Genomic DNA, 26,217 nt, shown 5'->3' with positions numbered 1-26,217 from the left:
TCGACAGCTCGGCGTGTGACCGTCGCCACAGCCTGTTGCTGTGACCTGTGTCTCATTAGCGTCTGTGGCCTGCCAGTCTTCACGGAACTGGCCCCACCTTGACCGAGGAGACCGCAGTGACCACAGCCGACCTGATCCCGGAGAGGTCGCCCGAGCGACCGACCCCGGACGCGCAGGCCTTCATCGACATGCAGGCCAGTCCGGAGTTCCAGGAGCTGCGTAGCCGCTTGCGGCGCTTCGTCTTCCCGATGACGGCGTTCTTCCTGGCCTGGTACGCCGCCTACGTCCTGCTGGCGACCTACGCCACCGACTTCATGGCGACCAAGGTGTTCGGCAACGTCAACCTCGGCGTCATCCTCGGGCTCGGCCAGTTCGTCTCGACCTTCGTCATCACCGCGCTGTACGTGAAGTTCGCGAACCGCGAGCTCGATCCCCGCGCCACCGCGATCCGTGAAGAGCTGGAAGGACCGGCAAAGTGAACATCCTGGCAGCGGGCCCGGCCTCCGTCGGCAACCCGGCACTGAACATCGCCATCTTCGTGGCGTTCGTCGTGATCACCATGACGATCGTGATCCGGGCGAGCCGCACCACCAAGAAGGCGTCCGACTTCTACACCGGCGGCGCGCAGTTCTCCGGCCCGCAGAACGGCTTCGCCATCGCGGGTGACTACCTGTCGGCCGCGTCCTTCCTCGGCATCGCGGGCGCCATCGCGGTCTACGGCTACGACGGCTTCCTCTACTCGGTCGGCTTCCTGGTCGCCTGGCTGGTCGCCCTGCTGCTGGTCGCCGAACTGCTGCGCAACACCGGCAGGTTCACGATGGCCGACGTGCTCAGCTTCCGGCTGCGGGAGCGCCCGGTCCGGATGGCCGCCGCACTGTCCACGCTTGTGGTCTCGCTGTTCTACCTGCTCGCCCAGATGGCGGGCGCGGGCGGACTCGTCGCCCTGCTGCTGAACATCAACGGCAAGGTCGGCCAGGGCATCGTCGTCGCCGTGGTCGGTGTCCTGATGATCGTCTACGTGCTCATCGGCGGCATGAAGGGCACCACCTACGTGCAGATGGTCAAGGCCGTGCTGCTCATCCTCGGTGCCGGCGTCATGTTCGTGCTGGTGCTCTTCGCCGTGAAGGGCAACTTCTCGCAGCTGCTGGCCGACGCGCAGGCGACGGTGAACGGCTCCGCCAACGAGGCCATCGCGGGTCGTGACATCCTCGCGCCCGGCGCCAAGTACGGCATCAGCTCCATGTCGCGGCTCGACTTCATCTCGCTCGGCATCGCCCTGGTGCTCGGCACCGCAGGCCTGCCGCACGTGCTGATGCGCTTCTACACCGTGCCCACCTCCAGGGAGGCCCGCCGCTCGGTGACCTGGGCGATCGGCCTGATCGGCGCGTTCTACCTGTTCACCCTTGTGCTCGGCTACGGCGCCGCGCGCATGGTCGGACCCGACAAGATCCTCGCCGCACCGGGCAAGGAGAACTCCGCGGCACCGCTGCTCGCGTTCGAGCTCGGCGGCACGATCTTCCTCGCGGTCATCTCCGCTGTGGCATTCGCGACCATCCTCGCCGTCGTGGCGGGCCTGGCGATCACCGCCTCGGCCTCCTTCGCCCACGACATCTACGCCAGTGTCATCAAGCGCGGCAAGGCATCCGAGGAGCAGCAGGTCCGGGTCTCGCGGATCACGGTGGTGGTCATCGGACTGGTCTCGATCGTCCTCGGCATCCTCGCCATGGGCCAGAACATCGCCTTCCTGGTCGCGCTCGCCTTCGCCGTCGCGGCGTCCGCGAACCTGCCCACGCTGCTGTACTCGCTGTTCTGGAAGAAGTTCAACACCACCGGCGCGCTGTGGAGCATCTACGGCGGTCTGATCAGCTGCCTGGTGCTGATCGTGTTCTCGCCCGCGGTGTCCGGCAAGGTGTCCTCGATGTTCCCGAACGCCGACTTCGACTTCTTCCCGCTGGCGAACCCCGGCATCGTCTCCATCCCGCTCGCGTTCCTGCTCGGCATCCTCGGCACCTACGTCGGCCGAGCCAAGGAGGAGAACGCCGCCAAGCAGGCCGAGATGGAGGTTCGCTCCCTGACCGGTGTCGGCGTCGAGAAGGCCGTCGCGCACTAGGGGTATCCACCTCGCACCGAACCGGATGCCCGCTCTGCGGGCTCCACCGAAGAACGTGTCCCGCACCTGGTTCACCCCCCGACCCAGGTGCGGGACGCTCTGCGTTGACTCTTCGCTACCATTTGTCAATGGCGAAGCTGAAGGTGTCGATCGATGTGCCGCTGTCCCCGCAGGACGCGTGGGAGAAGGCAAGCGCTCTGGACGAATTCGAGAAGTGGCTCTCGATTCACGACGGTTGGCGCTCCGAGATCCCCGAGCAGTTGACGGCCGGGACCACCGCCGAGTCGGTCGTCTCCGTCAAGGGGATGCGGAATCGGGTCAAGTGGGTCATCAAGGAGTACAACCCGCCCAAGACCCTGCTCCTCAAGGGAGACGGCAAGGGCGGGGTCAAGGTGAACCTCACCCTCTCGGTGTCACCCAAGGGTGACGGCTCCGAGGTCGGCTTGAACATCGACCTGGGCGGGGCGCCGCTGTTCGGCCCGATCGGGTCCGGCGTGGCCCGCGCGCTCAAGGGCGACATCGAGGGCTCGCTGCGCACCTTCGTCGCGCTCTATACATAGGATCTGCCCTATACGGAGAGGCCTGAAACATGCCCGGTCGCCACAGTGCACCCAGCTCGGTCCCCGGAGCTCCTGCCCTCAAGTGGGGTGCCGCCGCGGTCGCGGCACTGGTCGTGGTTGCGGGTGGCATCTTCGCGTTCAATGCCCTCGGCGGACCGGACTGTGACGACGTGACGGAGTATGCCGTCGCTGCCGACCCGAGCATCGCGCCTGTGCTGCAGAAGGTGACTGACGGGACCTCCGAAGCCGACCTCGGCTGCGTGCGGTTCGCCGTCAGCGCGGCCGACCCGTCGCAGACGTCGGCGAATCTGGCGAAGGGTCAGGATGTCCCGGCGTTGTGGGTACCCGACTCGGCGATGTGGCTCGGCAAGGTGAGCCGATCCACGGGCGCGGCGGTCGACGTCGCCGCGCAGTCGATCGCGGCAACCCCCGCCGTCCTGGTCGGTCGGGCGGCCGAGCCCATGCAGTTCGAGACGTGGCTCGCGACGCTGGAGCGCAGCGGCCTGCGGATCGGCGACCCGCTGATCGACAGCGTCGCGGGCGCACCCATTCTCGGTGCGCAGGCCGAGACCGAGGCAGGCAAGGTCGCGCCCGACGCCGTCGCGGCCGCCCTGGTGCCGATCGCTCAGGCGCAGGCGCGGAACACCGCCGAGACCAGCGCCGACGAGCGCCTCGGCGAGGTCGCGGCGGACGGCGGCGTCGCGGTGGCGACCGAACAACAGGTGGTGGCCTATCAGGCCGCACATCCCGAGGTCGCGCTCGCCGCGGTCGTGCCCTCGACCGGCAGCGTGGTGTTGAACTTCCCGGTCGCCGTCACCGAGCCTGCCGGTGCGACGCACGACGGAGCCAGGGCGGCCGGGGTCGAACTGGCAGAGGCGATGGCGTCGGAGGCGGGTCGGGCGGCGTTGTCCGAGGCCGGTTTTCGGGCCACGGACGGGGCCCCGCTGGGCGGCGACCGTGGGGTCGGCGCCGTCGTCCCGCTGGTTCCCGGCGACCAGGCGGCGGTGGAGGCGACGCTGAGGAAGTATGCGGTGCTGGCTCTGCCGTCCCGCGCGCTCGGGGTGGTGGACGTCTCCGGGTCGATGTCGTATTCGGCGGGTCCGCAGACCCGAATGGCGTTGACCACCAAGGCGGGTGAGACCGGGGTCAGCCTGTTCCCGGACAACGCGCAGATGGGGCTGTGGGCGTTCTCCATCGGACTCGGCGGCGGCGGCCAGGACTACCGCGAGCTGGTCCCCATCCGGGGGATGGCCGAGCAGGTCGACGGCGTGAGTCAGCGCGAGAAACTGAACGAGGGGGTCCGGTCGCTGACGACGATGGTCGGCGGTGGCACGGGCCTGTACGACACCACCCTCGCCGCGTTCCGGAAGGTCAAGGAGGACTACGACCCGTCGGCCATCAACAGCGTGATCCTGCTGACCGACGGCGCGAACGAGGACCCGGGCAGCATCTCGCTGGACGAGCTGCTCGACACCCTCCGCCGCGAGCAGGATCCGTCCCGGCCGGTCATCATCGTGACGATCGGTGTCACCGAGGACGCGGATGCGGCCGTGCTGCAACAGATCTCGGCGGCGACCGGCGGCACCAGTCACATCGCCCGCAATCCGGCGGAGATACCGAACGTGTTCGTCGATGCCATGCGGAGCCGCGCCGCCGGATAGCGGCACGGCCACGAGGTCGGAGTCAGTTCAGGATCGGGACGCCTGCCGTGTCGGCGAGCCAGGTCTGGGCGAGCTGGTCGAGCGTGCCGTCGGCGTAGAGCGCGTCGACTGCGGCCGAGGTGCAGGCCGTCATCGGGCTGTTCTTCTCGAGGACCAGGCCGAAGAACTCGGTGACGGTGTTCGGGCGGGGGAACTGGCCGATGAGTTTGCTGTTCGGCAGATCGGTGGCGGTGATCTGGAATCCGGTCGGGATGTCCACGACGAGCGCGTCGATCGTGCCCGCGACGAGCGCGGCCTTTGCCTCGTCATTGGTGGCGAACTCGACGGGCTCCCGGGACGGCCGGATCGTGCCGGTGATCGAGGCGAGGCTGGTGGAGCCGCTCTGCGCGCCGAGCCGGAAGGGCGCGAGCGCGTCGAGCGAGTCGATCGCGGCGGCGGGGGTGCCCTCCATCGCGACGACGGACTGGGCCACCGCGTAGTAGGGCGACGAGAAATCCACGGCCTCACGACGGTCACCCACGATGGTCACCTGGTTGATGTCGAAGTCGTAGTTCTTCTCGCCGGGCTTGATCGCGTCGTTGAACGGAACCCGGACGAACACGACCTGATCGGCGCGGTACCCCAGCGTCTCTGCGACCGAGCGGGCCACCGCACCCTCGAAGCCCTTGCCGTTCGACGGGTCGTTGTCGACGATCCACGGCGCGTAGGCGGGCGAATCGGTTGCGATGGTGAGGACGCCCTCCGCCACGGTGGCGCCGCTGTCCGGCCCGCAGTCTCCGACGGCCGCAGTGGTCGGGAGCTTGGTGTACGCATTCGGGATCGACGTCGGGTTCGCGCCGGAATCGGCTCTGGAGGAGCACCCGCCGAGGATCAGCGCGGATGCTGTGGCGAGGGAGGCGAAGACGACGGGGCGATGTCCGATTCTGGGCACCCGGACATAGTGCCCAGAATCGTCACCCACGGCAACAGGAACGGTCGGTTTGTCCGAGGTCGGTGGAGAGTCCCCTCAGCAGCGGGTCGGCGCAGGCTCGCCGCGGAAGCGGGCCTCGATGTAGTTCCAGGCGTCGCCGAAACCGGCCGCGGCCGTGGTCATGTGCTCGGCGATGTCGTACGGCACGAAGGTCAGGTTCGCTCCGGCCGCGCAGTACCGGTGCGCGACGTCGGCGACCGCGTCGTACGGGGTCAGTCCGTCGTACACGCCGTGCCAGATGTAGATGGGCACGGTCGGGATCGTCGGGTAGTACCGGAGGCTGTTCTCGCGTAGGACGCCGAGTGCCTCCGGGCTTGCCAGCAGGCTGGTCGAGGCCGCGAGCTGCTCGGCGCTGCGGAACATGCCGTGGAAGAGCAGGAATCGGCGGCACTCGTTGTTCATCCAGTCGCGGAGCCACAGGCCTGTCGGGTTCAGTTGGGACGAGATCGGCAGCCGCTTGGGATACTCCCGCTCGAGTCCGATTGCCGCGGCGAAGGCGAGCCCGAAGCCCGGGTGCGGGTTGAGGCCGAGGCCCTGCACCATCTCCCAGAGATCGGCCGGGATACCGCCCGCGGCCACTCCCGCGATCTTCACCTCGGGGGCATAGGTCGGTTGCAGCGCGGCCGCCCAGGCGCTGGCCATCCCGCCGCCCGAGTAGCCGGCGAGGGCGACCGGGCTGTCGGCGAGACCGAGCTCGGCGACCTTTTGCACGGCGCGGACGCTGTCGAGGGTGATGAGGCCGCCGAGCTTCGCCGCGCCGTAGGCCCCGGTCGGCCCGAGGTGGTCGGGCACCGAGACCGCCCAGCCTCGGTTGATCGGCAGGTACATGCCGGGGGCGTCCTGCAGCTCGCCGTTGAACAGCGACCGCGACGGATTGCACCTGGTGCCCAGCGAATTGATGATCGCCTGGTAGGACACCAGCGGTGGGTTCTTGACGCCGCGGGGCAGGAACACCGTGGTCATGCCGAGGATGGGATTGCCGGTGGAGTTCGTCGAGCGGAACGCGACCTGCCAGCCGTCACTGTTCGCGTACAGCGAGGCGTCGATCGGGCGGACCCGGACGACGTCGCCTGGGCGCCGGTTCGCCAGGTCCAGCGGGGCCAGATAGAACGGGTCCGGGTCCGGCTGGGGGTAGAGCGGGCCAGCAGGGGCGGCACCGGCCGACGCGGGGAGCGCGAGCCCGGCCAGCAGGAGTAGGACTCCGAGCGTGGTTGTCAGTAGGCGGCGGCGTCGACGCATGCTTCGAGCTCCCTTGCATTGGTCAAACGCAGTGACGGGCTGCAGTGACGTTCGTTGGGCAATCGCGTAATACGCTAACCCAATGAGGCCGCGAGATCAGCACGTCGAGCCGAGAAACCCGCCCTGATCACCTGGTCTGCCGTCCAGGTGATTACCTGTCGGGTGGTCGGTTTCGGGGTCGATTCGGGCGGATCGGCGATATATTCATAGACGGGGGTCGCCCGGAAGGAGACCCGTGACGCAATTCGACAGGACCGTCGAGGTTGCGCTCGAGCCCGACGCCGCGTTCGAGCTGATCAGCCGACCGGAACGGCTGCGCCGCTGGCTGACCGTGGCCGCGAGGGTGGATCTGCGCCCAGGCGGGCGGTATCGGTGGACAGTGGTGCCAGGCCATTCCGCGTCGGGCACGTTTGTCGAGGTCGTGCCCGGTCAGCGACTCAAGCTCACCTGGTGGTGGGAGGACAGCGACGACCTTCCCCCCGGCAGCTCGACGGTCGAGTGGACCCTGACTGCAGGGGACGGTTCGACCGCGGTCCGGCTGGTCCACGACGGATTGACCGACACCCAGGAACCGAGCCACGCCGAGGTGTGGAATCACTATCTCGACCGGCTGGCCGTCGCAGGCCGCAGCGGCGACGCGGGACCCGACGACTGGGCGATCGCCCTCGAACCGAAGGACGAACTCACCGGTGCCGAGGCCACCCTTGTCGTGCTGCAGGAGGTGCTGCGAGGTGTCACCGAGGACGATCTGCGGCGCGGGACCCCGTGCCGCGACTTCACGGTCGCCGCACTGGCCGAGCACCTGCTCGGGTCGATCAGGAGCCTCGGGTCGGCGGGGGGAGCGGCCATGCCCACCGCCGACGCGGACGGCACGGTGGAGGCCCGGGTCGCGGACGCCGCCCAGGTGGCAACCGAGGGATGGCACCACCGCGGTCTGCAGGGCACCGTGTCCCCGGGCTCGACGTCGATGCCGGCGACCACCGCCGTGAGCATCCTGTCGATCGAATTCCTCGTGCATGCATGGGATTTCGCGGCCGCCACGGGCCAACGACTTCAGGTTCCCGAGCCGCTCGCGAACTACGTGCTTGGGCTGGCGCAGAAGGTCATCGGCCCGACGCAGCGGGAGGGCGGAGACTTCGGGGACCCGGTGCCCGCCCCGGAGGGCGCCGGGGCGCTCGAACGGCTCATCGCGTTCACGGGTCGGCGGCCGGCGCTCTGAATCGAGCGTCGCGCCGGAGGCCGGCAGTGTCTCTGTGCCCTCGGCAGGATTCGAACCTGCGACCTACCCTTTAGGAGAGGGTTGCTCTATCCCCTGAGCTACGAGGGCGCCGGCCCGCAGGGTTCCTGCGGGCCGTGTTGCACGGTTGGAGTGTAGCGGGTACGGGTTGATTCCTAGCCGTTCGCCCGGCCGACGACCCGGCGGTGGAGCAGTTCGAGGCCCGCGACGATCGCCGCCGCCATCAGCACATGCATCAGGATCAGGGCGGTCTTGGTGATGCCGTCGGTGTCCGCCGTCGCGGCGAGCGCGATGGTGAGCAGGGGCAGCGCCGCTCCGACAACCTGGCCGACCCGGATCATGGCGGGCCACCGCAGGGACAGCAGCACGACCAGTCCGACGCCGATCGCGGTCGGCAACGCCGAGATCCCCACGATTCCGCTCGCGGAGATCGGTTTCGCGGCGCCCTTGTCGATGACCTCGAGCGAGCCGCCCGCGATCAGCGCGACCAGGTAGATCGCGAGATTGCCCACAACGGACGCCGCGGTCGTGGCGATGACCGCCTGCCACCTGCCCAGGCTGAGCGTCGTCGAGTCGGCAGTGGTGGTCGGGTGCAGGATGGTGGACATGGCGCGCTCCTGAATTGAGGGATTTCTGCGGCGCGGGTTCGCGCTGCATGGAGAGAGCGTGCAACCTCAACCATTCTTGAGGTCAAGCTGGGCCTGACGAGGAATTACTCGCTGCGTTCCACGGTTGTCCAAAGAGTGACCACTACCGAATCCATTGTTGCGAATGCGTTCGGAGGGCCGGAGGTCCTCACGGTGATAGCGGAGGAGCTGCCCGCTCCAGCTCCGGGCCAGGTCCTCGTGGAGTTGCGCGCGATCGGCGTCAATCCCATCGACTACAAGCTCTACAGCGGCGCGCTCGGCGCCAATGAGTCCAGGCTGCCGTTGCACCTGGGTTCCGAGGCGTCGGGCGTGGTTCTCGCGGTCGGCGCGGGCGCGGCCGGGCCCGCCGGTCCGATCTCGGTCGGCGATGAGGTGATCGCCTACCCGGGCGAGGGGGCCTACACCCGGAGGCTGGTGCTCCCGGCGGACTACGTGTTCCCGCGGCCCAAGGCCCTGTCCTGGGAGCAGGCCGCCGGGCTGATGGTTGCGGGGACCACCGCGTCCGAGGCGATCGTTGTCACCCGCATCGCCGACGGCGAGACCCTGCTGATCCACGGCGCCGCGGGCGGCGTCGGCTCGCTCGCCGTGCAGCTGGCGGTCGCCAAGGGTGCCACGGTGATCGGAACCGCGGCGAAGGCCAACCACGAGTACCTGCGGGGACTCGGGGCGATCCCCGTGGTCTACGGGGACGGGCTCGAGTCCCGCGTGCGGGAGCTGGCCCCGAAGGGCGTCGACGCGGCGTTCGACACCGCGGGAACGGATGAGGCGGTTGATGTTTCGCTCGCGCTGGTCGCCGACCGCAAGCGCATCGTCACCATCGTCGCGTTCGGCCGGGCACAGAAGGACGGCTTTGTCGTCATCGGGGCGGGCAACCCGGACACGCCCAGGATCAGGAAGGCTTCCCGACTCGGCCTGATCGAGGCGGCCGCGCGCGGCGAGCTCGATATCGTGGTGGCCAAGACCTTTCCGCTCGCGGAGGCGGCCCGGGCGCACGCTGAGCTCCAGCAGCCGCACCCCAGCGGCAAGTTCATCCTGATCCCTTAGCCCTCCTGATCTTGCGGGCCAGGATCGGGCGCAGCATCGGCTCCACGATGCCGCCCGCGCGCACCAGCACCCGGGTGAGCGGATCGACCGAAATATGGTGACGGCCCTTGTCGATTCCCGCGATCACGGCCGCGGCCACCACGTCCGCCGAGACCGGCGTGATGGCACCCGACACGGCCACGGTCTCCGGCGGCTTGCGGGTGTTCTCCACCGCGAATCCCGGGGTGTCGGTGTCCGGTGGATACAGCACGGCGACCGTGACTCCCGCGGGCTCGACCTCGTAGCGCAGGCAGTGCGCGAGCTCGTGCACCGCGGCCTTCGTCGGCCCGTAGCCGGAATATCCGACGACGCCGATCACACCCACCGTCGAACTGGTCAGCACGAGGTGGCCGCGCCCGCGGGTCACCATCGCGGGAAGCACCGCGCGCGCCGCGTGCACCGCGCCGAGGTAGTTCAGCCGCATCTGTGACTCGAACTCGTCGATCGGTACCTCGAGGAACCGCCCCGGTAATGCGGTTCCGGCGCAGGCGACGAGCACGTCACACGGGCCGGACTGTTCCTCGAGCCGCCCGACCGCCCGCCGCAGGGCCTCCGGATCGGTGACGTCGGCACAGGCCCACATCGCGCCGATCGGCTCGGCGGTGGCCCGAAGCAACTGCTCGCCGCGAGCGATGATCGACACGGCTGCGCCCCTGGCCCGTGCGGCCCGGGCGACCGCGGCACCGATGCCCTGCGACCCGCCGGTGACGATGACGTGCGAGCGTGGCCAGTCGATCGGAGGTCTCTTCGTCACCGCGCGATCGTAGGCGCCGGTCACAAATTGTGGACGGTTCTGTCATTCGGTTTCGGCGCGCCACTGCGTAGGGTGCGAGGAGAAATTCACATCGAGTCGATTAGAGGTGTCCGGGTGCGAGTCGGAATGCAGATCACCTACAGCGGCGGGTTCGCCGAGACCGTCGCGGAGGTCGCGGACCTCGAGCGGGCCGGCCTCGACATCGCCTTCATCGCGGAGGCCTACTCCTTCGACGCGGTCAGTCAGCTCGGTTTCCTCGCGGCGAAGACCTCGACGATCGAGTTGGCGTCGGGCATCTTCCAGATCTACACCCGCACCCCGTCGCTGATGGCGATGACCGCGGCAGGCCTCGACTTCGTCTCGGACGGCCGGTTCGTGCTCGGCCTCGGCGCGTCCGGACCGCAGGTGATCGAGGGCTTCCACGGCGTGCCCTACACCGCACCGCTCGGCCGGACCCGGGAGATCGTCGACATCTGCCGACAGGTGTGGCGGCGCGAGAAGGTCCAGTACGACGGCAAGTATTACCAGGTGCCGCTGCCCGCCGAGAAGGGCACCGGACTCGGCAAGCCGCTCAAGCTGATCAACCACCCCGTGCGCGAGCGCATCCCGATCGTCATCGCCGCGCTCGGCCCGAAGAACGTCGCGCTGACCGCCGAGATCGCCGAGGGCTGGCAGCCGATCTTCTTCGATCCCGAGCGCGCCGAGAGCGTGTGGGGCGAGTCCCTCGCGGCAGGCAAGGCCAAGCGTGACCCGGGCCTGGGCGAGCTGCAGATCTATGCAGGCCCCGCGCTGGCGATCGGCGAGGACGTCGACCACCTGCTCGAGTGGATCAAGCCGAGCCTGGCGCTGTACATCGGTGGCATGGGCGCCAAGGGCAAGAACTTCTACAACGACCTCGCCTGCCGGTACGGCTACGAGAAGGAAGCCGCGACCATCCAGGAGCTGTACCTGTCCGGCAAGAAGCAGGAGGCCGCGGCCGCGGTGCCCGACGAGCTGGTCCGCGCGATCTCCCTGATCGGTCCCGCCGGGTACGTCAAGGAGAGGGTCGCGGCGTTCGCCGAGGCGGGCGTGACCACGCTGACCGTCTCCCCGCTGGCAGGCGACTCGGCCGGTCGGGTCAAGCTGATCGAGGACTTCCGCAACCTGATCGACTGAGTTCGGGCGCCGAGAGTGCACCTACCGGTGCATCGCCCGAGCAGGGGCGACGGGAGGTGCACTTTCGGCGCAACGAGGATCACAGAACCGCGCGGGTATCTAGGGTCGAGGGATGCGCGGAACCCTGGCCGCCACCGTTCGCTCGGAGTGGGTGCGGGCGTGGCGGTGGCCCGCGCAGGTCCCGCTGACGGTTCTGGGGAACGCCGCGCTCGTCTCGGTCGCATGGTTCTTGATCCCGCGCAGCTGGCTGTTCGACTTCACCGGTACGTGGGGTTTCCCGATCGCGCTGGCCGGCTGGATGTACGCGGACGTGTCGGCGACCAATGTGCTCGGCCAGGATCCGGGCGATGCGCTCGCCGTGCTGACCGACGGCGCCGCGCTCGAACGGCTGCTGCGGGCCAAGACGGTCGTGCTGTGGCTGATGGTGGCCCCGGTCTGCGCAACGGTCGCGCTCGCGGTGGGGATCGTCGAACACGATCTGACCCTGGCCGCGCTGATGGCGGCCGGATTGTGGGTGATCCCGCTCGGCCCGCTGGCATTGTCGGGTTGGGTGGGCGTCGTCTTCCCCTATCACCAGCGATCGCTGCGTTGGCGGTGGGCGAACCGGCGCCGGTTCTGGTCGGTCGTGGCGCGCTGGCTGGTGCTGGTGGTGCTGCCATACGGGGTGTTCCCGGCCGGGATTCTCGTGGTCCTCGCAGTGCCCCTGCTGATGTTCCACCTGCTGCCGCCGTTCGACGTCGGGGCGGTGCTCAGCGCGGACGGACGGGTCGGCTTCGTGCTGTCGGCGAGCGTGTTGTCGGTGCTGGTCTGGTTCGCGGCCATCCGCGGCGCGGCGATCGTGGCGGGGCGCCGCGCGGGGTCGCTGACCGACTATCTCGGCGACGCCGAGCGGGGCTGACCCGGGCTCGACGCCGGGCTTTCGCGGCCGAGCGTGCAGTTGCGGGTGCATCGGGCGAGAGCCGGCGACCGGATGTGCACTCTCGGCGAAATCCGCGCGGGGTGCTCGCAACAGCGATCGGTCCGTAACAGTGACCTTTGACTCTGACGGGGCGCGAGGAAATTCAGGACAATGGTCCGAGGCAGATCAATCGTGATCGTGAAGGGAGAACCATGAGCGCAGGAAAGCCCATCGTGGTGGGTGTGGACGGATCCGAATCCTCGTCGGCGGCGGTGGCGTGGGCGGCCCGCACCGCGGCGATGAGGGGTGCGCCGTTGGTCCTCGTGTCGGTGGTGCACGTTCCTGCGTACTACTACACCGAGCCCTATCTGGCCCGGGGCTACGGCGATGACCTCAAGGACGCAGGCCGAGCCCACCTCGACGGTGCGGCGGTGCTCGCCGCGCAGGCCGTGGACGGACTGGGCACGCTCGACGTCAGCACCAAGCTGCACGACGGGCAGATCGCCGAGACGCTGCTGCAGTACTCCGACAGCGCGGCGATGATCGTGCTCGGGTCGCGTGGGCTCGGGGAGTTCACCGGGGCGCTGATGGGCTCGGTCACCGTCGCGGTGTCGTCGCATTCGACGGCCCCCGTCGCGGTGGTCCGCGGCCGCACGCTCGACGGCAGGCCGCCGACGGAGGGACCCGTCGTCGTCGGCGTCGACGGCTCGGAGATCAGCGAGGCCGCGGTCGCGGTCGCGTTCGAGGAGGCCTCAGTCCGGCACGCGTCGCTGATCGCGGTCCACGTGTGGAGCGACGTGTCGGTGCAGCCCTCGCTTGGCGCCACCTCCGACGACCCGCACTGGAGCGGGATCCAGTCGTTTGAGGAGGAAGTGCTGTCCGAGCGGCTCGCCGGCTGGTCCGAGCGGTATCCCGACGTCGATGTCCAGCGGGTGGTGGCCAGGGATCGCCCGGTCCGCGTCCTCAGCGAATACGCCGAGCGGGCGCAGGTACTGGTGGTCGGCAGCCATGGCCGCGGCGGGTTCAGGGGCATGCTCCTCGGCTCGACCAGCAACGCGCTGATGCGCACCGCGGACTGCCCGGTGCTCATCGTGCGCGCGCCGAAAAAGCATTAGCGGCTGCGCCGCACGTGCGCGTGTTGCACCCCGATTGGGGTACAACACGCGCACGGTCGTCTGTAACGCAAACCGACCGGCTCCGATGCTTTTGGTAGCTAACTCTTCGGAATGGAGCCCAAATGAAGCAGCGATTCACCGTCGGCCGCCGACTCGCCGCGGCCCTCACGTCCGCAGCAGCCGCCATCGCGATCTTCACCGGGACGGCCGCCGCCGCACCCGTGACCGCACCCGCCGCCGACCTCGGCGCCGCCACGACCGGGCTGCGTGCCGCGGCAGCAGGCAATCCCGAGGCCGAGGCGGCGATCGAGCGGCTGATCAGCTCGCCGCAGGACGTGTCGAAGGGCGTCGGGAAGCCGGTGCTGTCGCTGCCAGGGCAGATCTTCCCGATCCCCGCCTACTCCGACACCGGGCAGGGCGGCGACGTCCTCGGCCAGCTCTACGGCGCAGGCGTGGCCACCAACATGAACAACGAGTTCCGGTTCGGCTTCTTCGGCGGACCCGGCACCATCGCCGACAATCAGGCGGGTGCCGAGCTGAACGTGGTCTGGTACAGCCTGGCCAACGGGACCAGCGGCATCACCCGGCTCGACCAGAACAACAAGGTCGTCCCCACCGTCATCTCCACCGCGCCTCTTGGCGTCGGCAAGGGCATGGTCGTCGGCGCCGTCTACGGCTCGCTCTGGCACAAGGTCGGCCCGAAGGCAGAGGACGTCGTCAAGAGCACCATCTGGATGCCGAGCATGGGCATGGTGATGGGCTAACAGCAGGTCCCGGGGCTCTCGCGGGTGTCCCACCAGTGGGTCCACCGGTCCGTGAGGGCCGCGAACTCCTCGGCGCCCCGGCCGTAGGTGCTCAGAATCATCTGGGCGCCGCCGCCGGGGCGCTGCTCGTTCTCGGGCTGGATCGCGAGGATCAGCAGGCCAGGGCCGAGGGCGTCGACCGTCAGTCCCAGTTGCTTGGGGGAGCGGAACCAGACCGTGCCGCTGAGGGCGTCGCCGGTCGCGACGAGCGCGGTGTACGCGGACCCGGGCGGCGTGGTTATCCCGGCCACGCCGAGCATCTCCATCGCGGTGGCACCGTGGGTCGGTCCGTCGAGATAGAGGGTGCGACGCTCGGCGAGGTCGTGCCGCTCCAGGCCGAACTTCAGCTGCTGCAGGAACGTCGTCCAGCCCTCGGTGATGTCCTCGTACCAGTCGTCCCATTCCGGGTGGAATCCCTTGGCGGACCGGGTGATCCGTACGACGGTTCCGCCTTCGCCTGGCGTCAGGGTGAACCGATCGCCGCCCGAGGCCGTCAGCGCCAGGGCGCGGGCGTCCTCCACGGCGCCCTCGAGGAAGATCTCGCGGATCTCGTCGTCGAGGCCGCCGGGACCGTCGTACTCCCAGCCGTGCCAGCGGCGGATGAGCGCGGGATCGCGCAGCGCCCGCCACACGCGCTGCGGTTCGGCCGCGATGGTGGTCTCGATGACGATCTCGGGTCCGGTCACCAGCCCAATCCTGCTGCATCACGCTGCGAATGGCACGCCCTCGCCCCTATCTGGCGAGGAAGGACGGCCGGGGCGCGGAACCGGAGAACGGCGGGCCCAGTCGGTTCTCGACGCTGTTGAACACCACGAATACGTTCGCCCGAGGTACCGGGGTGATGTTCCCTCCCGAGGCATGCAGGACGTTGCAGTCGAATACCGTCATCGAACCCGCGGGACCGGTCAGCACGTCGATGCCGTGCGTCGAGTACATCCCGGTGATCTCCGCCTCGCTTGGCACCCCGATCCGCGGCGTCGTCGTCACCAGGGATTCCTGGTAGAAGTCCGCTGGGGTCTCGCCTGCGCACTGCACGAACTGGTGCTGTGTGCCCGGCATGATCATCAACGGACCGTTGAAGGTCTCGTTGCGGGTCAACGCGATCGAGGCGCTCACGGCCCGCGGCGCGGGCATCCCGTCCTCGGCGTGCCAGGTCTCGAAGTCCGAATGCCAGTAGAAAGCGCCGCCCGCGAACCCGGGCTTGTAGTTCAACCGGCTTTGATACACGTAGACGTCCGAGGCGAGGATCTCGCGGGCGAACTCGGCCGCGCCGGACTCGTCGATCGCGTCGCGGATGACCTCGCTGATCTCGGCGATGTCGAAGATGGACCTGACCGCGTCGCCGCCCTCCTCCCGGACGATCCGCTGGTCCCCGCGCAGGGCCGGGTCGCGGGCGATCCGGCCGATCTCCGACAGGCACGCCTCCACCGTGTTCGGGGAGACCACCCGATCGCGCTGCAGGTAGCCGCGGCGGGCGAACGCGTCGAACTCGGGGGTGCGCGCGGTGCCGCCCCACAGGACGGGGTGCAGCCGCTCGGTCGTCTCGGGTCGTGCGTTGACCCGGGTTTGGTAGTAGTCGGTCGTGTCAGCCGGCTGGGCCGTTACCGCCATGATCACCCATCAGATAGTCGTGGTTCGTAATGTCGGTTCGTGGAGTCGAATTCGGGGCTACTCGACCAGAATGAGTGGGTAGACGCCGTTCTCGTCGTGCACCTCGCGCCCGGTGACGGGCGGGTTGAACACGCACATCATCCGCATCGGTGTCCTGGGTTCGACCCGGTGCCGTTCGTGTCCGTCCAGTAGGTACATCGAACCGGGACCGAGTTCGTAGCGGACGCCGGTCTCCAGGTCGGTCAGTGTGCCCTCGCCCTCGAGGAGCCAGACCGCCTCGACGTGGTGCGCGTAGTGGAACTCGTTGACGCTGCCCGCGCGAATCGTGGTCTCGTGGAACGAGAAACCCACCCGGTCGTCGCCGAGCACGATGCGCTTGCTGCGCCAGTTGCCGTCGGAGCTGGTGACGTCGCGGACGGTGTCGGTGATGTCGGCGGTGGACCTGACGATCATGCTCGGTACTCCCGTTCGGTGCAGATGAGGTCGACGGAATCGGTGAGGATGCCCATGCCCAGGTCGAGTTCTTCGTCGGTGACGGTCAGCGGCGGCAGGAGCTTGACCACCTCGTCGCATGGCCCCGATGTCTCGGCGAGCAACCCGTTGTCGAAGGCCAGCTGACACACCTTTCCCGCCTGCGAGGCGTCCTCGAAGACCAACCCCTGCACGAGGCCGCGTCCACGTGTCGAGACTCCGCGGTACGTCTCGGACAGGGCGGTCAGCGCCCGCTGGACGCGTTCGCCCTTGGCGCGAACCGACTGTTCGAGCCAGTCGTCGGACCAGTACTGCTCGAGGGCCGCCTGCGCGGTGACGAATGCCGGGTTGTTGCCGCGGAAGGTGCCGTTGTGTTCGCCGGGGGCCCACACGTCGAGTTCCGGCTTGAACAGCGTGAGCGCCAGTGGCATTCCGTAGCCGCCGATCGACTTGGACAGCGTGACGATATCGGGCGTGATACCCGCGACCTCGAACGAGAAGAACGGTCCCGTGCGGCCACACCCCATCTGCACGTCGTCGACGATCAGCAGGATCCCGCGCTGCGCGCAGAGGTCCGCCAGGGCCCGCAGCCATTCGGGACGCGCGACGTTGACCCCGCCCTCGCCCTGCACCGTCTCCACGATGACCGCGGCGGGCCGGTTCAGCCCGGATCCAGAATCGTCGAGAGTCCGTGCGAACCAGTCGAAGTCGTCGGCGACACCGCCCAAGTACCTGTCGAACGGCATCGGAGTGGCATGTACCAGCGGAACACCCGCACCCGCGCGCTTCATCGCGTTGCCCGTCACGGAGAGGGATCCGAGGGTCATCCCATGAAAAGCATTGGTAAAACTGACGATTGACGTACGACCGGTCACCTTCCTGGCGAGCTTGAGTGCCGCCTCGACCGCGTTCGTCCCTGTCGGTCCGGGGAACTGCACCTTGTAGTCGAGACCTCGTGGGAGCAGAATTCTCTGCTCGAAGGTCTCGAGGAGGCGGCGTTTGGCCACCGTCGACATGTCGAGGCCATGGGTGATGCCGTCGCCGGCGATGTAGTCGAGCAGGGCCTGCTTGAGGACGGGGTTGTTGTGGCCGTAGTTCAGCGCCCCCGCGCCCGAGAAGAAGTCGAGGTAGTCGCGGCCCGTCTCGTCGCGAATCCAGGTGCCCTTGGCCGTGTCGAACACGGTCGGCCAATTCCTGCTGTAGCTACGGACTTCCGATTCGAGCGATTCGAAGATCGTGGTCTCGGTGGTGGTCACTGATTGGTCCTGTCCGGATCGGTGGTCGGTCCTACCGTGTAGAGCGCCTCGGCGAGGTGGTGGTCGGGAAAGTGCATGGCGTCGAACAGCGGCCGGCTCGAGATCGCGGTGCCGCGGAGGCGGGCGAGCGCACTGAACATCGCGACGGAGCCGGTGTTGTTGCGGGTGATGGTGGTTTCCAGGAGCAGGACCGACCGCGACGCGAGCCCGTCGAGCAACCAGTCGAGCATCGCGACACCGATGCCGCGACCGCGGTGGGCGACATCGACGGCAACCTGCCAGACGAACAGCGTGGCCGGAGCGCTGGGACGGAGATAGCCGGTGACGAAACCGACGACCACACCGTCGATCTCGGCGACCACGGAGGTGTCGCCGAAATCCCGACACCACAGCAGGTAGGCGTAGCTCGAATTGAGGTCGAGCACCGCCGAGTCCCGTGCGATCTGCCAGATCCGGATGCCGTCGTCGAGTCGAGGCCGCCGCAGCACCACCTCGGACCGCATGCGCGCACGCTTGACGAAAGGTTGGTCGGTCGATGGCGGGATCTGCATGGGGCTCCGTCTGCCGGGGATGAGCTGTTCTCAAACCAGGCTGGACGACCCATATTGAGCTGGACGGGCGACCACTTTGCAGTCGTGTTACGAATCGATGCCTGTCGGGTCCGTCGGGATGCCCGGCAGGGTGACGACGAACCGCGCACCGCCGCCCGGCCGCGCCACGCACTCCACCCGGCCTCCGTGCGCGGCCACGGTCTCGGCGACCAGGGCCAGCCCCAGGCCGGTGCCACTGCCGGTGGTGGAACGACGGCCGGGATGCGCGGTCGCGAAGCGCTCGAAGATTCGGGTCCGTTCCGATTCGGCCACGCCCGGACCTGCGTCGTCGACCAGGACAACCGCGTCCGTGCCGACCCGCCGCACGGTGACCCCGATCAGTCCGCGGCCGTGCCGGTCGGCGTTGTCCATCAGGTTGAGGAAGGCGCGTTCGAGGGCGAGCTTGCGGCCACTGATCCGGACGTCGGACTCGGCACGGAGCAGGTGTGCCGGGCGGCGGGAATCGGCGAGGGTGTACTTGAGCAGATCGCCCGCCGCCATCGGCTCGAAATCGTCCTGGTGCAGGCCGGCCTCGGACCGGGCCAGCGCGAGCAGGTCGTCGAGCAGACGGCGCAGGTGGTCGAGTTCCGCGGTGATCAGGTGCAGGGCGCGACGGGACCGGTCGGGCAGGTCGTCCTGGTTCCTGCCGAGCACACCCACGCTGGTGACGAGGGTGGTCAGCGGGGTACGCAGCTCGTGGCTGACGTCGCCGAAGAACCGGCGCTCGCGTTCGATGCGTTGCTGGAGAGAGTCGATCATGGCGTTGAACGAGTCGATGATGGTGGCCAGGTCGCGGTCCCGCGTGTCGGGCAGCCGGGTGTCCAGTTCACCGCCCGCGATCCGGGCGGCGGTACCCGCGAGCTGGTGCAGCGGTGCCAGCACCCGTCGGCTGGCCCAGAATCCGAACGCGGCCCCGCAGGCCGTGGCGGCCAGGGCGCACAGGATCAACACCACCCGCAGCACGCGCAGGGTGGAATGCAGTTCGATCGTCGGGGCGAGTTCGTAGAGGATGTCGCCGCGCGAGTCGAGGGGAACGGCGACCGCGAGGTACGGCTGTCCGTGAACGGTCGTGTGCGCTACGGCGCCTGCCTCGAGCGCGGCCTCCGGCAGGATCTCCGGCCCGGCTTTGGGGTCGGAGCTGAACCACTGAGAGTCGGAGTGCAGCAACACCATTGCATCGACCGGCAGGTCCAGCGCGCCCAGGACGGCCGCGGCGGACGCATTCGGGTTGTCGAGCAGGTTCCGGACGAAGTCGGCGTGGGTGGTGGCCTGCCGTTCGGCCGATCGCTCCCGTTGCCCCTCCATGTAGCCGCGGCTGATGGTGAAGACGGACAGCGAGAGCATCAGTGACACCAGTCCCGCGCCGACGGCGAACGACAGGATGACGCGGCCGCGCAGGCCGAGGCCGCCTGGCCCGCGCCTAGCGGGGCGCATCGAGCCGGTAGCCGAGCCCACGGACGGTCACCACGATCCGGGGATCGGATGGATCCCTCTCGATCTTCGTCCGGAGCCGGCGCACATGCACGTCGACGATCCGCTCGTCGCCGAAGAAGCCGCGATCCCACACCCGGTCGAGCAGGATGCTTCGGCTGAGCACCCGCCCCGGCGCCTCTGCCAGCTCGCACAGCAGCCGGAACTCGGTCAGGGTCAGGTGAAGCTCCTCCTCGCCGCGGCGGATCGTGCCGCCTCCTGGCGACAGGACGAGTGGCGCGGCCGGATCGGTGTCCAGGTGAACCTCCGTCGGGGCCGAGCGCTCCGCGGTGGCACCGGCCCGGCGGCGCAGGGCGCGGATCCGGGCGGTGATCTCCTTGATCTCGAACGGCTTGGTGACGTAGTCGTCGGCGCCGGCCTCCAGCGCGGCAACCACGTCGTGCGTATCGTCGCGGGCGCTGACCACGATGATCGGCACGTCGTGCTCGTGCCGGACCTGCCGGATGCAGGTGAAACCGTCCATGTCGCCGAGCATCAGGTCGACGAGCATCACGTCCGGCGCGCCGGAGCGTCCGAGTTTGGTCAGTGCGGATTCCGCGTCCGCCGCCTCGTCCACCTCGTAGCCCTCGTCCTCGAGCGCGAGCCGTAGCGAAGCGCGAACGCGGTCGTCATCCTCGACTATCAGGATATTGGCGCACATGGGTGCCATCCTCGCAAACGGTCCGCGTGATCCCGCAGCTGGCGTGTCAGAGGTCGAACAACTCGACGGCAGCCAGCGCCGCCAGCGTCGCGGCTTCGCTCTTGTCCGGTGCGAGGTCGTGCCCGGTGCCTTCGACCAGGACCAGCCGGCTCGGCGCGGTGACGAGTGCGAGGGCGGCCCGCATCTCGTCCGGGGTGCCGAACGGATCCCGGGTGCCGTGCACGAACACGCAGGGCACGCGCAGATCCGGCAGGTGCGCGGTCCTGGCCTTCTCCGGCTTGCCCGGCGGGTGCAGCGGATACGAGAACAGCACCAGCCCGTCGCAGACCAGGGGCTGCTCGGCGGCGAGCATGCTGGACTGGCGTCCTCCGTACGAGTGTCCGCCGAGAATCACTGGGCCCGAGGCGAGTTCGCGCATCGCCTCCGCCGCGGCTGCGATGCCCCGGCGATCCTGATCCGCGGTGGACGGGCTCGGGGGACCCTTCGGTCGACGCTGGCGGAACGGCAGGTCGTAGCGGAGGACGAGCAGCCCGCGCTCCGCGAATTCCGTTGCCGCCCGCTGCAACATCTTGGCGTCGCGGTTGCCGCCCGCGCCGTGCGCGAGAAGCAGGGCGCCCGCAGGACCCCCGGCCGGCCGATGCAGTACGCCGCTCACGCCCTCGCGTTCGAACAGCTCAGTCATGACCCTGAACCTAACGCTGTGTCAATTCGCCCGAGTACCCGAGGTCGACCGGGCCACGACCTCCACCCGCTCGAGCGGGAACGGGGGCGCGCCAACCCCGGTGATCCGGTAGTTGCCCCAGGGATCCTGCTCGCCCAGGGTCGCGGCCGTCTCGGGTCCACCAGGGATGGTGAGGTGGAGCGCGGAGCGGCCGCGCCGCTTCAGCTCGGTCAGGCCGTCGCCCGCGACCCGGCCGTACCAGTGGTAGTTCCCGTCGAGCGGCTCGAAGTGCCCGCTCAGATGGACCTCCACCGCCAGGGCCAGCTCAGTCGTCGACAGCCTCGCGGCGCCCGCGTAGGCGGCGTCATCCTCGCGCTCCTCGAGATTGCTGAGTTCGAAGGCGTTCCGCCGGGGGCCGTGGACGGCGCGGCGTCTCGACCTCCACAGCGAGCCAACGGGTGTGCGATTGATGATCCTGTTGAAGTCCCGCTGCGCGCCCGCCCGCACCTCGATCCGGGTCGCCGCCTCGGAGTCCATCATTTTCAGGCAGGCGAGGATGTGGTGCGCCGCCTGGCCGGCGTTCCGGTCGGTGATGAGGAAGAAGTTGGGGAACCCGGCCAGCGAGACCCCGAGGTACGCGACCGCGTCCCGCATGGACTCCTCGAGGCTCACCCCGCCTCGGCCCAGCGCCGGGACGGCGAGTCCCGCCGCCACGATGCGCGGGCGGTGGACGTCGCCCGATGCGGTCCGCACCCGCCATCGGTCGGCCGCCTCGTCGAACTCGCAGGAGGTGACCGCAGCCCGGTCCGACTCGTCGACCACGACGACGACGCCGTGCCGTCCGGAGTGCTCGAGCAGGCGCGCGATGCGCGGTCCGGTCGATCCGGCGCCGACGATGAGCACCTCGGTCCCGGGCATCACAGGAACCCGCCGCGCCGCCACATCGCGCGGGAACTCGACCGCATCAACCCGTTCTCGTCGAGGAACGCGGCCAACGACTCGAACCCCCGGCGTTGGGTCTCCCTGAAGTGCGGGTTCGTCCGCGCCTGCCTGACCGCCTCCTTCGGATCGAGCCCGACCCGCGCGTACATCGCCGGGTTGGTGAACAGTCGCTGGAACAGCGGCCCGCCGATGCCCTGCACCGATCCGACCCACAGTTTGTCGATCCGATGGCTCTCCGCGACGCGGCGACGCACCCCCTCGCGGGCGAAGCGGATGTGTCGCGACTCCTCGGTGACGTGGATCTGCATCAGGCGCGAGATCATCGGCTGCAGCTGCGGATCGTCGAGTACGCGGCGCTGGGTGGCGTCGAAGATCTCCTCGCCGATCAGGGCGGCCACCCAGAGCATGGTGCCGCGGAAGGTCTTGGGCAGCAGGTTGACCACGACGGCCTGGTGTCGGCGCAGCTGGAACGGCTTGGCGCCCATCTTCTCGATCGCGCGGCCGAACATGGTCATGTGTCTGCACTCGTCGCCCATCTCGGTGAGCATGTAGCGCGAGTGCAGCGAGCTCGGGTCGTTGTGCAGCAGGGCGCGCAGGAGGGCCTGGTTGAGGATGTTCTCGAACCAGATCCCGACGCTGAGGATGTTCGCGGACTCCTGTCGGGAGAGTTCGATCCGCTGCGCCTCGCTCATCGACTCCCACATCGGCGTGCGGTACAGGGAGAGCACCTGCGGGGGCAGGAAGTACTTGTCCTTCGCCAGTGGCGCGTCCCAGTCGATGTCCACGATGGGGGCATAGGAGCGCTTGACCGATCCGGCCAGTAGGCGGCCGGCGACGGTTTCCCGGCCCGTCGGGGTGGTGGCATGCGACATCGCATCTCCTTGATCGAGCTCGAGCCCGCCACGGCCGATCCCGGTTGCGGTGCCGGGCATTTCACGTGCATGTTTTCGTTCTCACTAAAAACGTAAACCGCTCGGAGGGTGGGGTCAATAGATACCTGTGAACTGAATTCACACTGGAGCTCGCTCCAGTGCAGTCGGCGCCGCGGCGTGGAGGTGTCGCCATAGACTCGGGCCGGTGAGGCCTTCAGCGAGACCAGCGGATCCGGACGCAATTCGGGAGCAGATCCTGGATGCGGCGAAGGAGTGCGTGATCGAGTTGGGGTACACCAGCAGGCTGCACGCGGCGATCGCGCAACGCGCGGGTCTGTCCCGGCCGACCGTGTACAAGTACGTCGGGGATCAGAACGCGATCTTCGGGGCACTGTTCCAGCGGGAGATCACGCAGTTCTTCGTGGTGCTCGATCCGGTGCTGCGGGGGCAAGAGCGGGATCTGCGGGTCGGGTTCGTCGACGCCATCGTGTTCGCCGTGCAGTACGCCCGCGCGCACCCGTTGCTGCAGAAGGGGCTGCGCGACGACCCGGACGTGGTCCTGCCGTGGTTCACGGTGCGGGCCAAGCCCTTCGTCGAACTCGGCGCGAACCTGCTCACCCCGCATTTTCAGCGACTGTTCTCGCCCGAGCAGCTCGCAGAGGTCAGTCCGAATGCCATCTCCGAGTGGGCCTTTCGGATCATCGGGTCACTCATCGTCACCGAGGGGATCGTGGACACCACGCAGGAGAAGTCGCTGCGCGAGTTCGTCAGCTCACTGCTGTCCATCGCGTTCATACCCGCGCCGGACCCGGAGCTGGTGCGAGGGGCTCGGTGATTCCTGCTCGTCGGGACCGCTACTTGGATACGGCCACGGTGAGCAGGAAGGCCACGTCCTCGAGTGCCTCGACGCTGTGTCTGGCCGCCGGGATGACCAGCATGTCGCCGGTCGAGCCCTTCCAGGAGTCCTCGCCGCTGATCAGCGCCAGCTTGCCGCTGAGCACCAGCAGGGTGGCCTCGCCCGGACTGTCGTGTTCGGCCATCACCTCGCCCGCGCTCAGTCCGACGACCGTCTGACGGAGGCTGCGCTGATGGCCCCCGTAGATGGTCTGCGAGCTGCGGCCGCTGGTGGCCGCGGCCGCCAGCTTGAGCTGCTGCCGTGCGACTGCTGTCAATGACTTCTTGTCCATGAAGCGCCTCTCCTTGGGCTGGGGGAAAGACCTGCCCTTGGAGTATGACGCACCGCCACACCGGTGGGGCGTTACTGGCCGAACCGATCAGTCGCGGATGTAGGTGCGGAACCGGAACCGCAGTCCGTCCCGCTCGGAGGCCTGCCAGTCCCCGGTGGTCGCAGGCGTCCACTCGGTGCTGATCGTCGGCGCGTAGGCGTCGCCCTCGACGTCCACATCCACCTCGGTCACCAGCAGCCGGTCGGCGAGCGGCATTGCGACGGCATAGATTTGGCCGCCGCCGATCACCCAGGTCTCGGCCGGGCCCGTCATGGCAAGTGCGGCCTCGACCGAGTTCGCGGTCTCGGCGCCCGCTGCCCGCCAGTTCGCGTCGCGGGTCACCACGATATTCCGCCGGTCCGTCAGCGGCCGGAACCGCGGCGGCAGCGAATCCCAGGTCTTGCGGCCCATCACCACCGGATGGCCCGTAGTCGCGTCCTTGAAGTAGGCCATGTCTTCGGGGATCCGCCACGGGATCGTCCCGTCCTTCCCGATGACTCCGGTCCTGCTCTGCGCCCAGATGAGTCCGATCATCAGATCGCCACCGGCGCCTTGATGGCGGGGTGGTGGCGGTAGTCGACGATCTCGATGTCCTCGAACTCGTAGTCGAAGATGGAGTCGCGGGGCGCCAGTACCAGCTTCGGGTACTCGTAGGGTTGACGGCCGAGCTGCTCGGTGACCTGATCCACGTGGTTGTCGTAGATGTGGCAGTCGCCGCCGGTCCAGATGAAATCGCCGACCTCGAGGCCCGTCTGCGCCGCGACCATGTGGGTGAGCAGCGCGTAGCTGGCGATGTTGAACGGCACACCGAGGAACAGGTCGGCGCTGCGCTGGTAGAGCTGGCAGCTGAGCTTGCCGTCGGCCACGTAGAACTGGAAGAAGGCGTGGCACGGCGCGAGCGCCATCTGCGGGATCTCGCCGACGTTCCACGCCGAGACGATCATCCTGCGCGAATCGGGGTTGGTCTTGAGGGTCTCGACGACCTGGGCGATCTGGTCGATGTGCTCGCCGCTCGGGGTGGGCCAGTTTCGCCACTGCACGCCGTAGACCGGGCCGAGTTCACCGTCGGGCGAGGCCCACTCGTCCCAGATGGTGACGCCGCGATCCTGCAGCCACTTGACGTTCGACTCGCCGCGCAGGAACCACAGCAGCTCGTAGACGATGGACTTGAGGTGCACCTTCTTGGTGGTGATCAGCGGGAAGCCCTCGGACAGGTCGAAGCGCATCTGGTGGCCGAACACGCTGCGGGTGCCGGTGCCGGTGCGGTCCGCCTTCGGGGTGCCGGTCTCCATGACGAGTCGCAGGAGGTCTTCGTAGGGCGTGTGCACGGCCGCCAGTTTAGGCGGCTCCGCCGCCGGTGAGTCCTTTCGGCCCCGTGGCGGACCAGAAGGACTCACGGGCGATAGCCTCGCGGCATGCGTGAACTCCTCGTGATCGGCATCGGCGCCGGCGACCCCGACCAGGTGACCGTGCAGGCGATCAAGGCCATGAACCGCGCCGAGGTGTTCTTCGTGATCGGCAAGGGCGCCGAGAAGCAGGACCTCGTCGACCTGCGCACCGGCGTCCTCGACGAGCACATGCGCGGGCCGTACCGGATCGTCGACATCGTCGATCCGCCGCGTGAGCGGACGCCGTCCGATTACGAAGGCGTCGTCGACGACTGGCACGACCGGCGGGCCGCGATCTTCGAGGAGCGGTTCGCGGAGGTCGAGGGCGTCGGCGCGATCCTGGTGTGGGGCGATCCGTCGCTGTACGACAGCACCCTGCGGATCGTCGAGCGGGTGCTCGCCCGCGGCGCCCTGACGTTCGACTACTCGGTGATCCCCGGGGTCACCAGCGTGCAGTCACTGGCCGCGCAGCACCGCATCGTGCTCAACCGGATCGGCGAGCCCGTGCACATCACCACCGGCAGGCGGCTTCGCGACGGCCTGCCCGACGGGGTGCGCGACGCGGTGGTGATGCTCGACGCGGATTGCAGCTTCACCGAGGTGCAGGGCGATGGCGTCGAGATCTGGTGGGGCGCGTACCTCGGCACCGCGGACGAGGTGCTGATCTCCGGGAACCTGCGCGAGGTCGAGGCCGAGATCGTCCGGGTGCGGGCCGAGCTGCGGGAGCGCAAGGGCTGGATCATGGACACGTACCTGATTCGGCGCTGACCTGATTCGGCGCTGACCCGGACTGTGCGCGATTTGTACCCCGACCGGGGTAAGAATCGCGCACGGGCG

The 26,217-nt window shown here is 68.6% G+C and carries 29 protein-coding genes and 1 tRNA gene; 12 read left to right on the top strand and 18 right to left on the bottom strand.

The annotated features are described in order from the left end of the window. The first annotated feature begins 116 nt into the window (after positions 1-116). From ACFXMV_RS20735 to ACFXMV_RS20720, 4 genes are all read left to right on the top strand, one after another. Entirely contained in the window at positions 117-479 is a 363-nt protein-coding gene (locus ACFXMV_RS20735) for a DUF485 domain-containing protein (protein WP_378499169.1), read from the top strand. Further along, entirely contained in the window at positions 476-2,110 is a 1,635-nt protein-coding gene (locus ACFXMV_RS20730; protein WP_378499168.1) for a cation acetate symporter, read from the top strand. Before ACFXMV_RS20735 ends, ACFXMV_RS20730 begins: the two co-directional genes overlap by 4 nt. Positions 2,111-2,238: 128 nt before the next feature. After that, positions 2,239-2,670, top strand: a complete 432-nt coding sequence (locus ACFXMV_RS20725; protein ID WP_378499167.1) for an SRPBCC family protein — start codon at positions 2,239-2,241, stop codon at positions 2,668-2,670. A 29-nt stretch (positions 2,671-2,699) separates the two neighbouring features. Further along, complete coding sequence (locus ACFXMV_RS20720; RefSeq protein ID WP_378499166.1) at positions 2,700-4,331, top strand: VWA domain-containing protein; 1,632 nt, start codon at positions 2,700-2,702, stop codon at positions 4,329-4,331. 22 nt (positions 4,332-4,353) lie between these two features. On the opposite strand, the gene ACFXMV_RS20715 is transcribed toward ACFXMV_RS20720, so the two are convergent. Beyond that, on the bottom strand, positions 4,354-5,253 hold the full coding sequence (locus ACFXMV_RS20715) for a transporter substrate-binding domain-containing protein (protein ID WP_378499176.1): 900 nt from the start codon (positions 5,251-5,253) through the stop codon (positions 4,354-4,356). Between the two features lie 84 nt (positions 5,254-5,337). After that, positions 5,338-6,540 (bottom strand): lipase family protein, encoded by a 1,203-nt coding sequence (locus ACFXMV_RS20710; RefSeq protein ID WP_378499165.1) that lies wholly within the window; start codon positions 6,538-6,540, stop codon positions 5,338-5,340. Between the two features lie 235 nt (positions 6,541-6,775). Between ACFXMV_RS20710 and ACFXMV_RS20705 the strand changes: the two genes are divergently transcribed. Beyond that, complete coding sequence (locus ACFXMV_RS20705; protein ID WP_378499164.1) at positions 6,776-7,759, top strand: TIGR03086 family metal-binding protein; 984 nt, start codon at positions 6,776-6,778, stop codon at positions 7,757-7,759. Positions 7,760-7,794: 35 nt separating this feature from the next. Here ACFXMV_RS20705 and ACFXMV_RS20700 read toward each other — a convergent pair. Together ACFXMV_RS20700 and ACFXMV_RS20695 are read right to left on the bottom strand one after the other, a co-directional pair. After that, positions 7,795-7,867: transfer RNA gene (locus ACFXMV_RS20700), tRNA-Arg, on the bottom strand. Positions 7,868-7,932: 65 nt separating this feature from the next. Beyond that, on the bottom strand, positions 7,933-8,385 hold the full coding sequence (locus tag ACFXMV_RS20695; protein WP_378502488.1) for a DUF6069 family protein: 453 nt from the start codon (positions 8,383-8,385) through the stop codon (positions 7,933-7,935). A 135-nt stretch (positions 8,386-8,520) separates the two neighbouring features. On the opposite strand from ACFXMV_RS20695, the gene ACFXMV_RS20690 reads away from it, so the two are divergent. Then, positions 8,521-9,468 carry an NADP-dependent oxidoreductase gene (locus tag ACFXMV_RS20690; protein WP_378503507.1) on the top strand — a complete coding sequence of 316 codons (948 nt, stop codon included), beginning with the start codon at positions 8,521-8,523 and terminating at the stop codon, positions 9,466-9,468. Here the strand turns inward: ACFXMV_RS20690 and ACFXMV_RS20685 are convergent. Continuing rightward, entirely contained in the window at positions 9,452-10,261 is an 810-nt protein-coding gene (locus tag ACFXMV_RS20685; protein WP_378499255.1) for an SDR family NAD(P)-dependent oxidoreductase, read from the bottom strand. The genes ACFXMV_RS20690 and ACFXMV_RS20685 overlap by 17 nt on opposite strands. Positions 10,262-10,375: 114 nt before the next feature. Here ACFXMV_RS20685 and ACFXMV_RS20680 point away from each other — a divergent pair, with 114 nt between their 5' ends. From ACFXMV_RS20680 to ACFXMV_RS20665, 4 genes are all read left to right on the top strand, one after another. Next, entirely contained in the window at positions 10,376-11,416 is a 1,041-nt protein-coding gene (locus tag ACFXMV_RS20680) for an LLM class F420-dependent oxidoreductase (protein ID WP_378499256.1), read from the top strand. A 112-nt stretch (positions 11,417-11,528) separates the two neighbouring features. After that, positions 11,529-12,314: a hypothetical protein gene (locus ACFXMV_RS20675; protein WP_378503506.1), complete on the top strand. Its 786-nt coding sequence runs from the start codon at positions 11,529-11,531 to the stop codon at positions 12,312-12,314. 212 nt (positions 12,315-12,526) lie between these two features. After that, positions 12,527-13,429 carry a universal stress protein gene (locus ACFXMV_RS20670; protein WP_378499258.1) on the top strand — a complete coding sequence of 301 codons (903 nt, stop codon included), beginning with the start codon at positions 12,527-12,529 and terminating at the stop codon, positions 13,427-13,429. Between the two features lie 122 nt (positions 13,430-13,551). After that, entirely contained in the window at positions 13,552-14,193 is a 642-nt protein-coding gene (locus ACFXMV_RS20665) for a Tat pathway signal protein (protein ID WP_378499259.1), read from the top strand. Here ACFXMV_RS20665 and ACFXMV_RS20660 read toward each other — a convergent pair. The 10 genes from ACFXMV_RS20660 to ACFXMV_RS20615 form a co-directional block, all read right to left on the bottom strand. Further along, positions 14,190-14,918 carry an SRPBCC domain-containing protein gene (locus ACFXMV_RS20660; protein ID WP_378499260.1) on the bottom strand — a complete coding sequence of 243 codons (729 nt, stop codon included), beginning with the start codon at positions 14,916-14,918 and terminating at the stop codon, positions 14,190-14,192. The two genes, ACFXMV_RS20665 and ACFXMV_RS20660, sit on opposite strands and share 4 nt — an antisense overlap. 46 nt (positions 14,919-14,964) lie before the next feature. Next, positions 14,965-15,843 (bottom strand): phytanoyl-CoA dioxygenase family protein, encoded by an 879-nt coding sequence (locus ACFXMV_RS20655; RefSeq protein WP_378499268.1) that lies wholly within the window; start codon positions 15,841-15,843, stop codon positions 14,965-14,967. Between the two features lie 57 nt (positions 15,844-15,900). Next, positions 15,901-16,296 (bottom strand): ectoine synthase, encoded by a 396-nt coding sequence (locus tag ACFXMV_RS20650; RefSeq protein ID WP_378499261.1) that lies wholly within the window; start codon positions 16,294-16,296, stop codon positions 15,901-15,903. Then, positions 16,293-17,570: a diaminobutyrate--2-oxoglutarate transaminase gene (gene ectB / locus ACFXMV_RS20645; RefSeq protein ID WP_378499262.1), complete on the bottom strand. Its 1,278-nt coding sequence runs from the start codon at positions 17,568-17,570 to the stop codon at positions 16,293-16,295. Before ectB ends, ACFXMV_RS20650 begins: the two co-directional genes overlap by 4 nt. Further along, positions 17,567-18,073 carry a diaminobutyrate acetyltransferase gene (ectA, locus tag ACFXMV_RS20640; protein ID WP_378503505.1) on the bottom strand — a complete coding sequence of 169 codons (507 nt, stop codon included), beginning with the start codon at positions 18,071-18,073 and terminating at the stop codon, positions 17,567-17,569. The genes ectB and ectA overlap by 4 nt, the downstream gene beginning before the upstream one ends. Positions 18,074-18,208: 135 nt before the next feature. Beyond that, on the bottom strand, positions 18,209-19,615 hold the full coding sequence (locus tag ACFXMV_RS20635; protein WP_378503504.1) for a sensor histidine kinase: 1,407 nt from the start codon (positions 19,613-19,615) through the stop codon (positions 18,209-18,211). Then, entirely contained in the window at positions 19,581-20,291 is a 711-nt protein-coding gene (locus tag ACFXMV_RS20630) for a response regulator (RefSeq protein ID WP_378499265.1), read from the bottom strand. Before ACFXMV_RS20630 ends, ACFXMV_RS20635 begins: the two co-directional genes overlap by 35 nt. Positions 20,292-20,337: 46 nt before the next feature. Further along, positions 20,338-20,973, bottom strand: coding sequence for an alpha/beta fold hydrolase (locus ACFXMV_RS20625; RefSeq protein WP_378499266.1), 636 nt, complete (start codon positions 20,971-20,973; stop codon positions 20,338-20,340). Between the two features lie 21 nt (positions 20,974-20,994). Next, complete coding sequence (locus ACFXMV_RS20620; RefSeq protein WP_378503503.1) at positions 20,995-21,870, bottom strand: DUF4873 domain-containing protein; 876 nt, start codon at positions 21,868-21,870, stop codon at positions 20,995-20,997. Next, the gene (locus ACFXMV_RS20615; RefSeq protein ID WP_378503519.1) at positions 21,870-22,766 is read right to left on the bottom strand and encodes a diiron oxygenase; all 897 of its coding nucleotides are present in this window, start codon (positions 22,764-22,766) and stop codon (positions 21,870-21,872) included. Before ACFXMV_RS20615 ends, ACFXMV_RS20620 begins: the two co-directional genes overlap by 1 nt. A gap of 205 nt (positions 22,767-22,971) precedes the next feature. Here ACFXMV_RS20615 and ACFXMV_RS20610 point away from each other — a divergent pair, with 205 nt between their 5' ends. Then, positions 22,972-23,601, top strand: a complete 630-nt coding sequence (locus ACFXMV_RS20610; protein ID WP_378501912.1) for a TetR/AcrR family transcriptional regulator — start codon at positions 22,972-22,974, stop codon at positions 23,599-23,601. Between the two features lie 19 nt (positions 23,602-23,620). Here ACFXMV_RS20610 and ACFXMV_RS20605 read toward each other — a convergent pair whose 3' ends face one another. From ACFXMV_RS20605 to ACFXMV_RS20595, 3 genes are all read right to left on the bottom strand, one after another. Continuing rightward, positions 23,621-23,953, bottom strand: coding sequence for a cupin domain-containing protein (locus ACFXMV_RS20605; protein WP_378501911.1), 333 nt, complete (start codon positions 23,951-23,953; stop codon positions 23,621-23,623). 87 nt (positions 23,954-24,040) lie between these two features. Beyond that, positions 24,041-24,526, bottom strand: a complete 486-nt coding sequence (locus ACFXMV_RS20600) for a dihydrofolate reductase (protein ID WP_378501910.1) — start codon at positions 24,524-24,526, stop codon at positions 24,041-24,043. Further along, complete coding sequence (locus ACFXMV_RS20595; protein WP_378503518.1) at positions 24,526-25,284, bottom strand: thymidylate synthase; 759 nt, start codon at positions 25,282-25,284, stop codon at positions 24,526-24,528. The genes ACFXMV_RS20600 and ACFXMV_RS20595 overlap by 1 nt, the downstream gene beginning before the upstream one ends. Positions 25,285-25,407: 123 nt before the next feature. Here ACFXMV_RS20595 and cobF point away from each other — a divergent pair, with 123 nt between their 5' ends. Further along, positions 25,408-26,148 (top strand): precorrin-6A synthase (deacetylating), encoded by a 741-nt coding sequence (cobF, locus tag ACFXMV_RS20590; RefSeq protein WP_378502504.1) that lies wholly within the window; start codon positions 25,408-25,410, stop codon positions 26,146-26,148. The last annotated feature ends 69 nt before the right edge of the window (positions 26,149-26,217 follow it).

This window comes from Rhodococcus sp. NPDC059179, assembly GCF_042754885.1.
In the GTDB taxonomy this organism is placed as follows: Bacteria; Actinomycetota; Actinomycetes; order Mycobacteriales; family Mycobacteriaceae; genus Rhodococcus_G.
The sequence above is the reverse complement of the archived record's forward strand: the minus strand, read 5'-3'. Positions and strand labels throughout refer to the sequence as shown.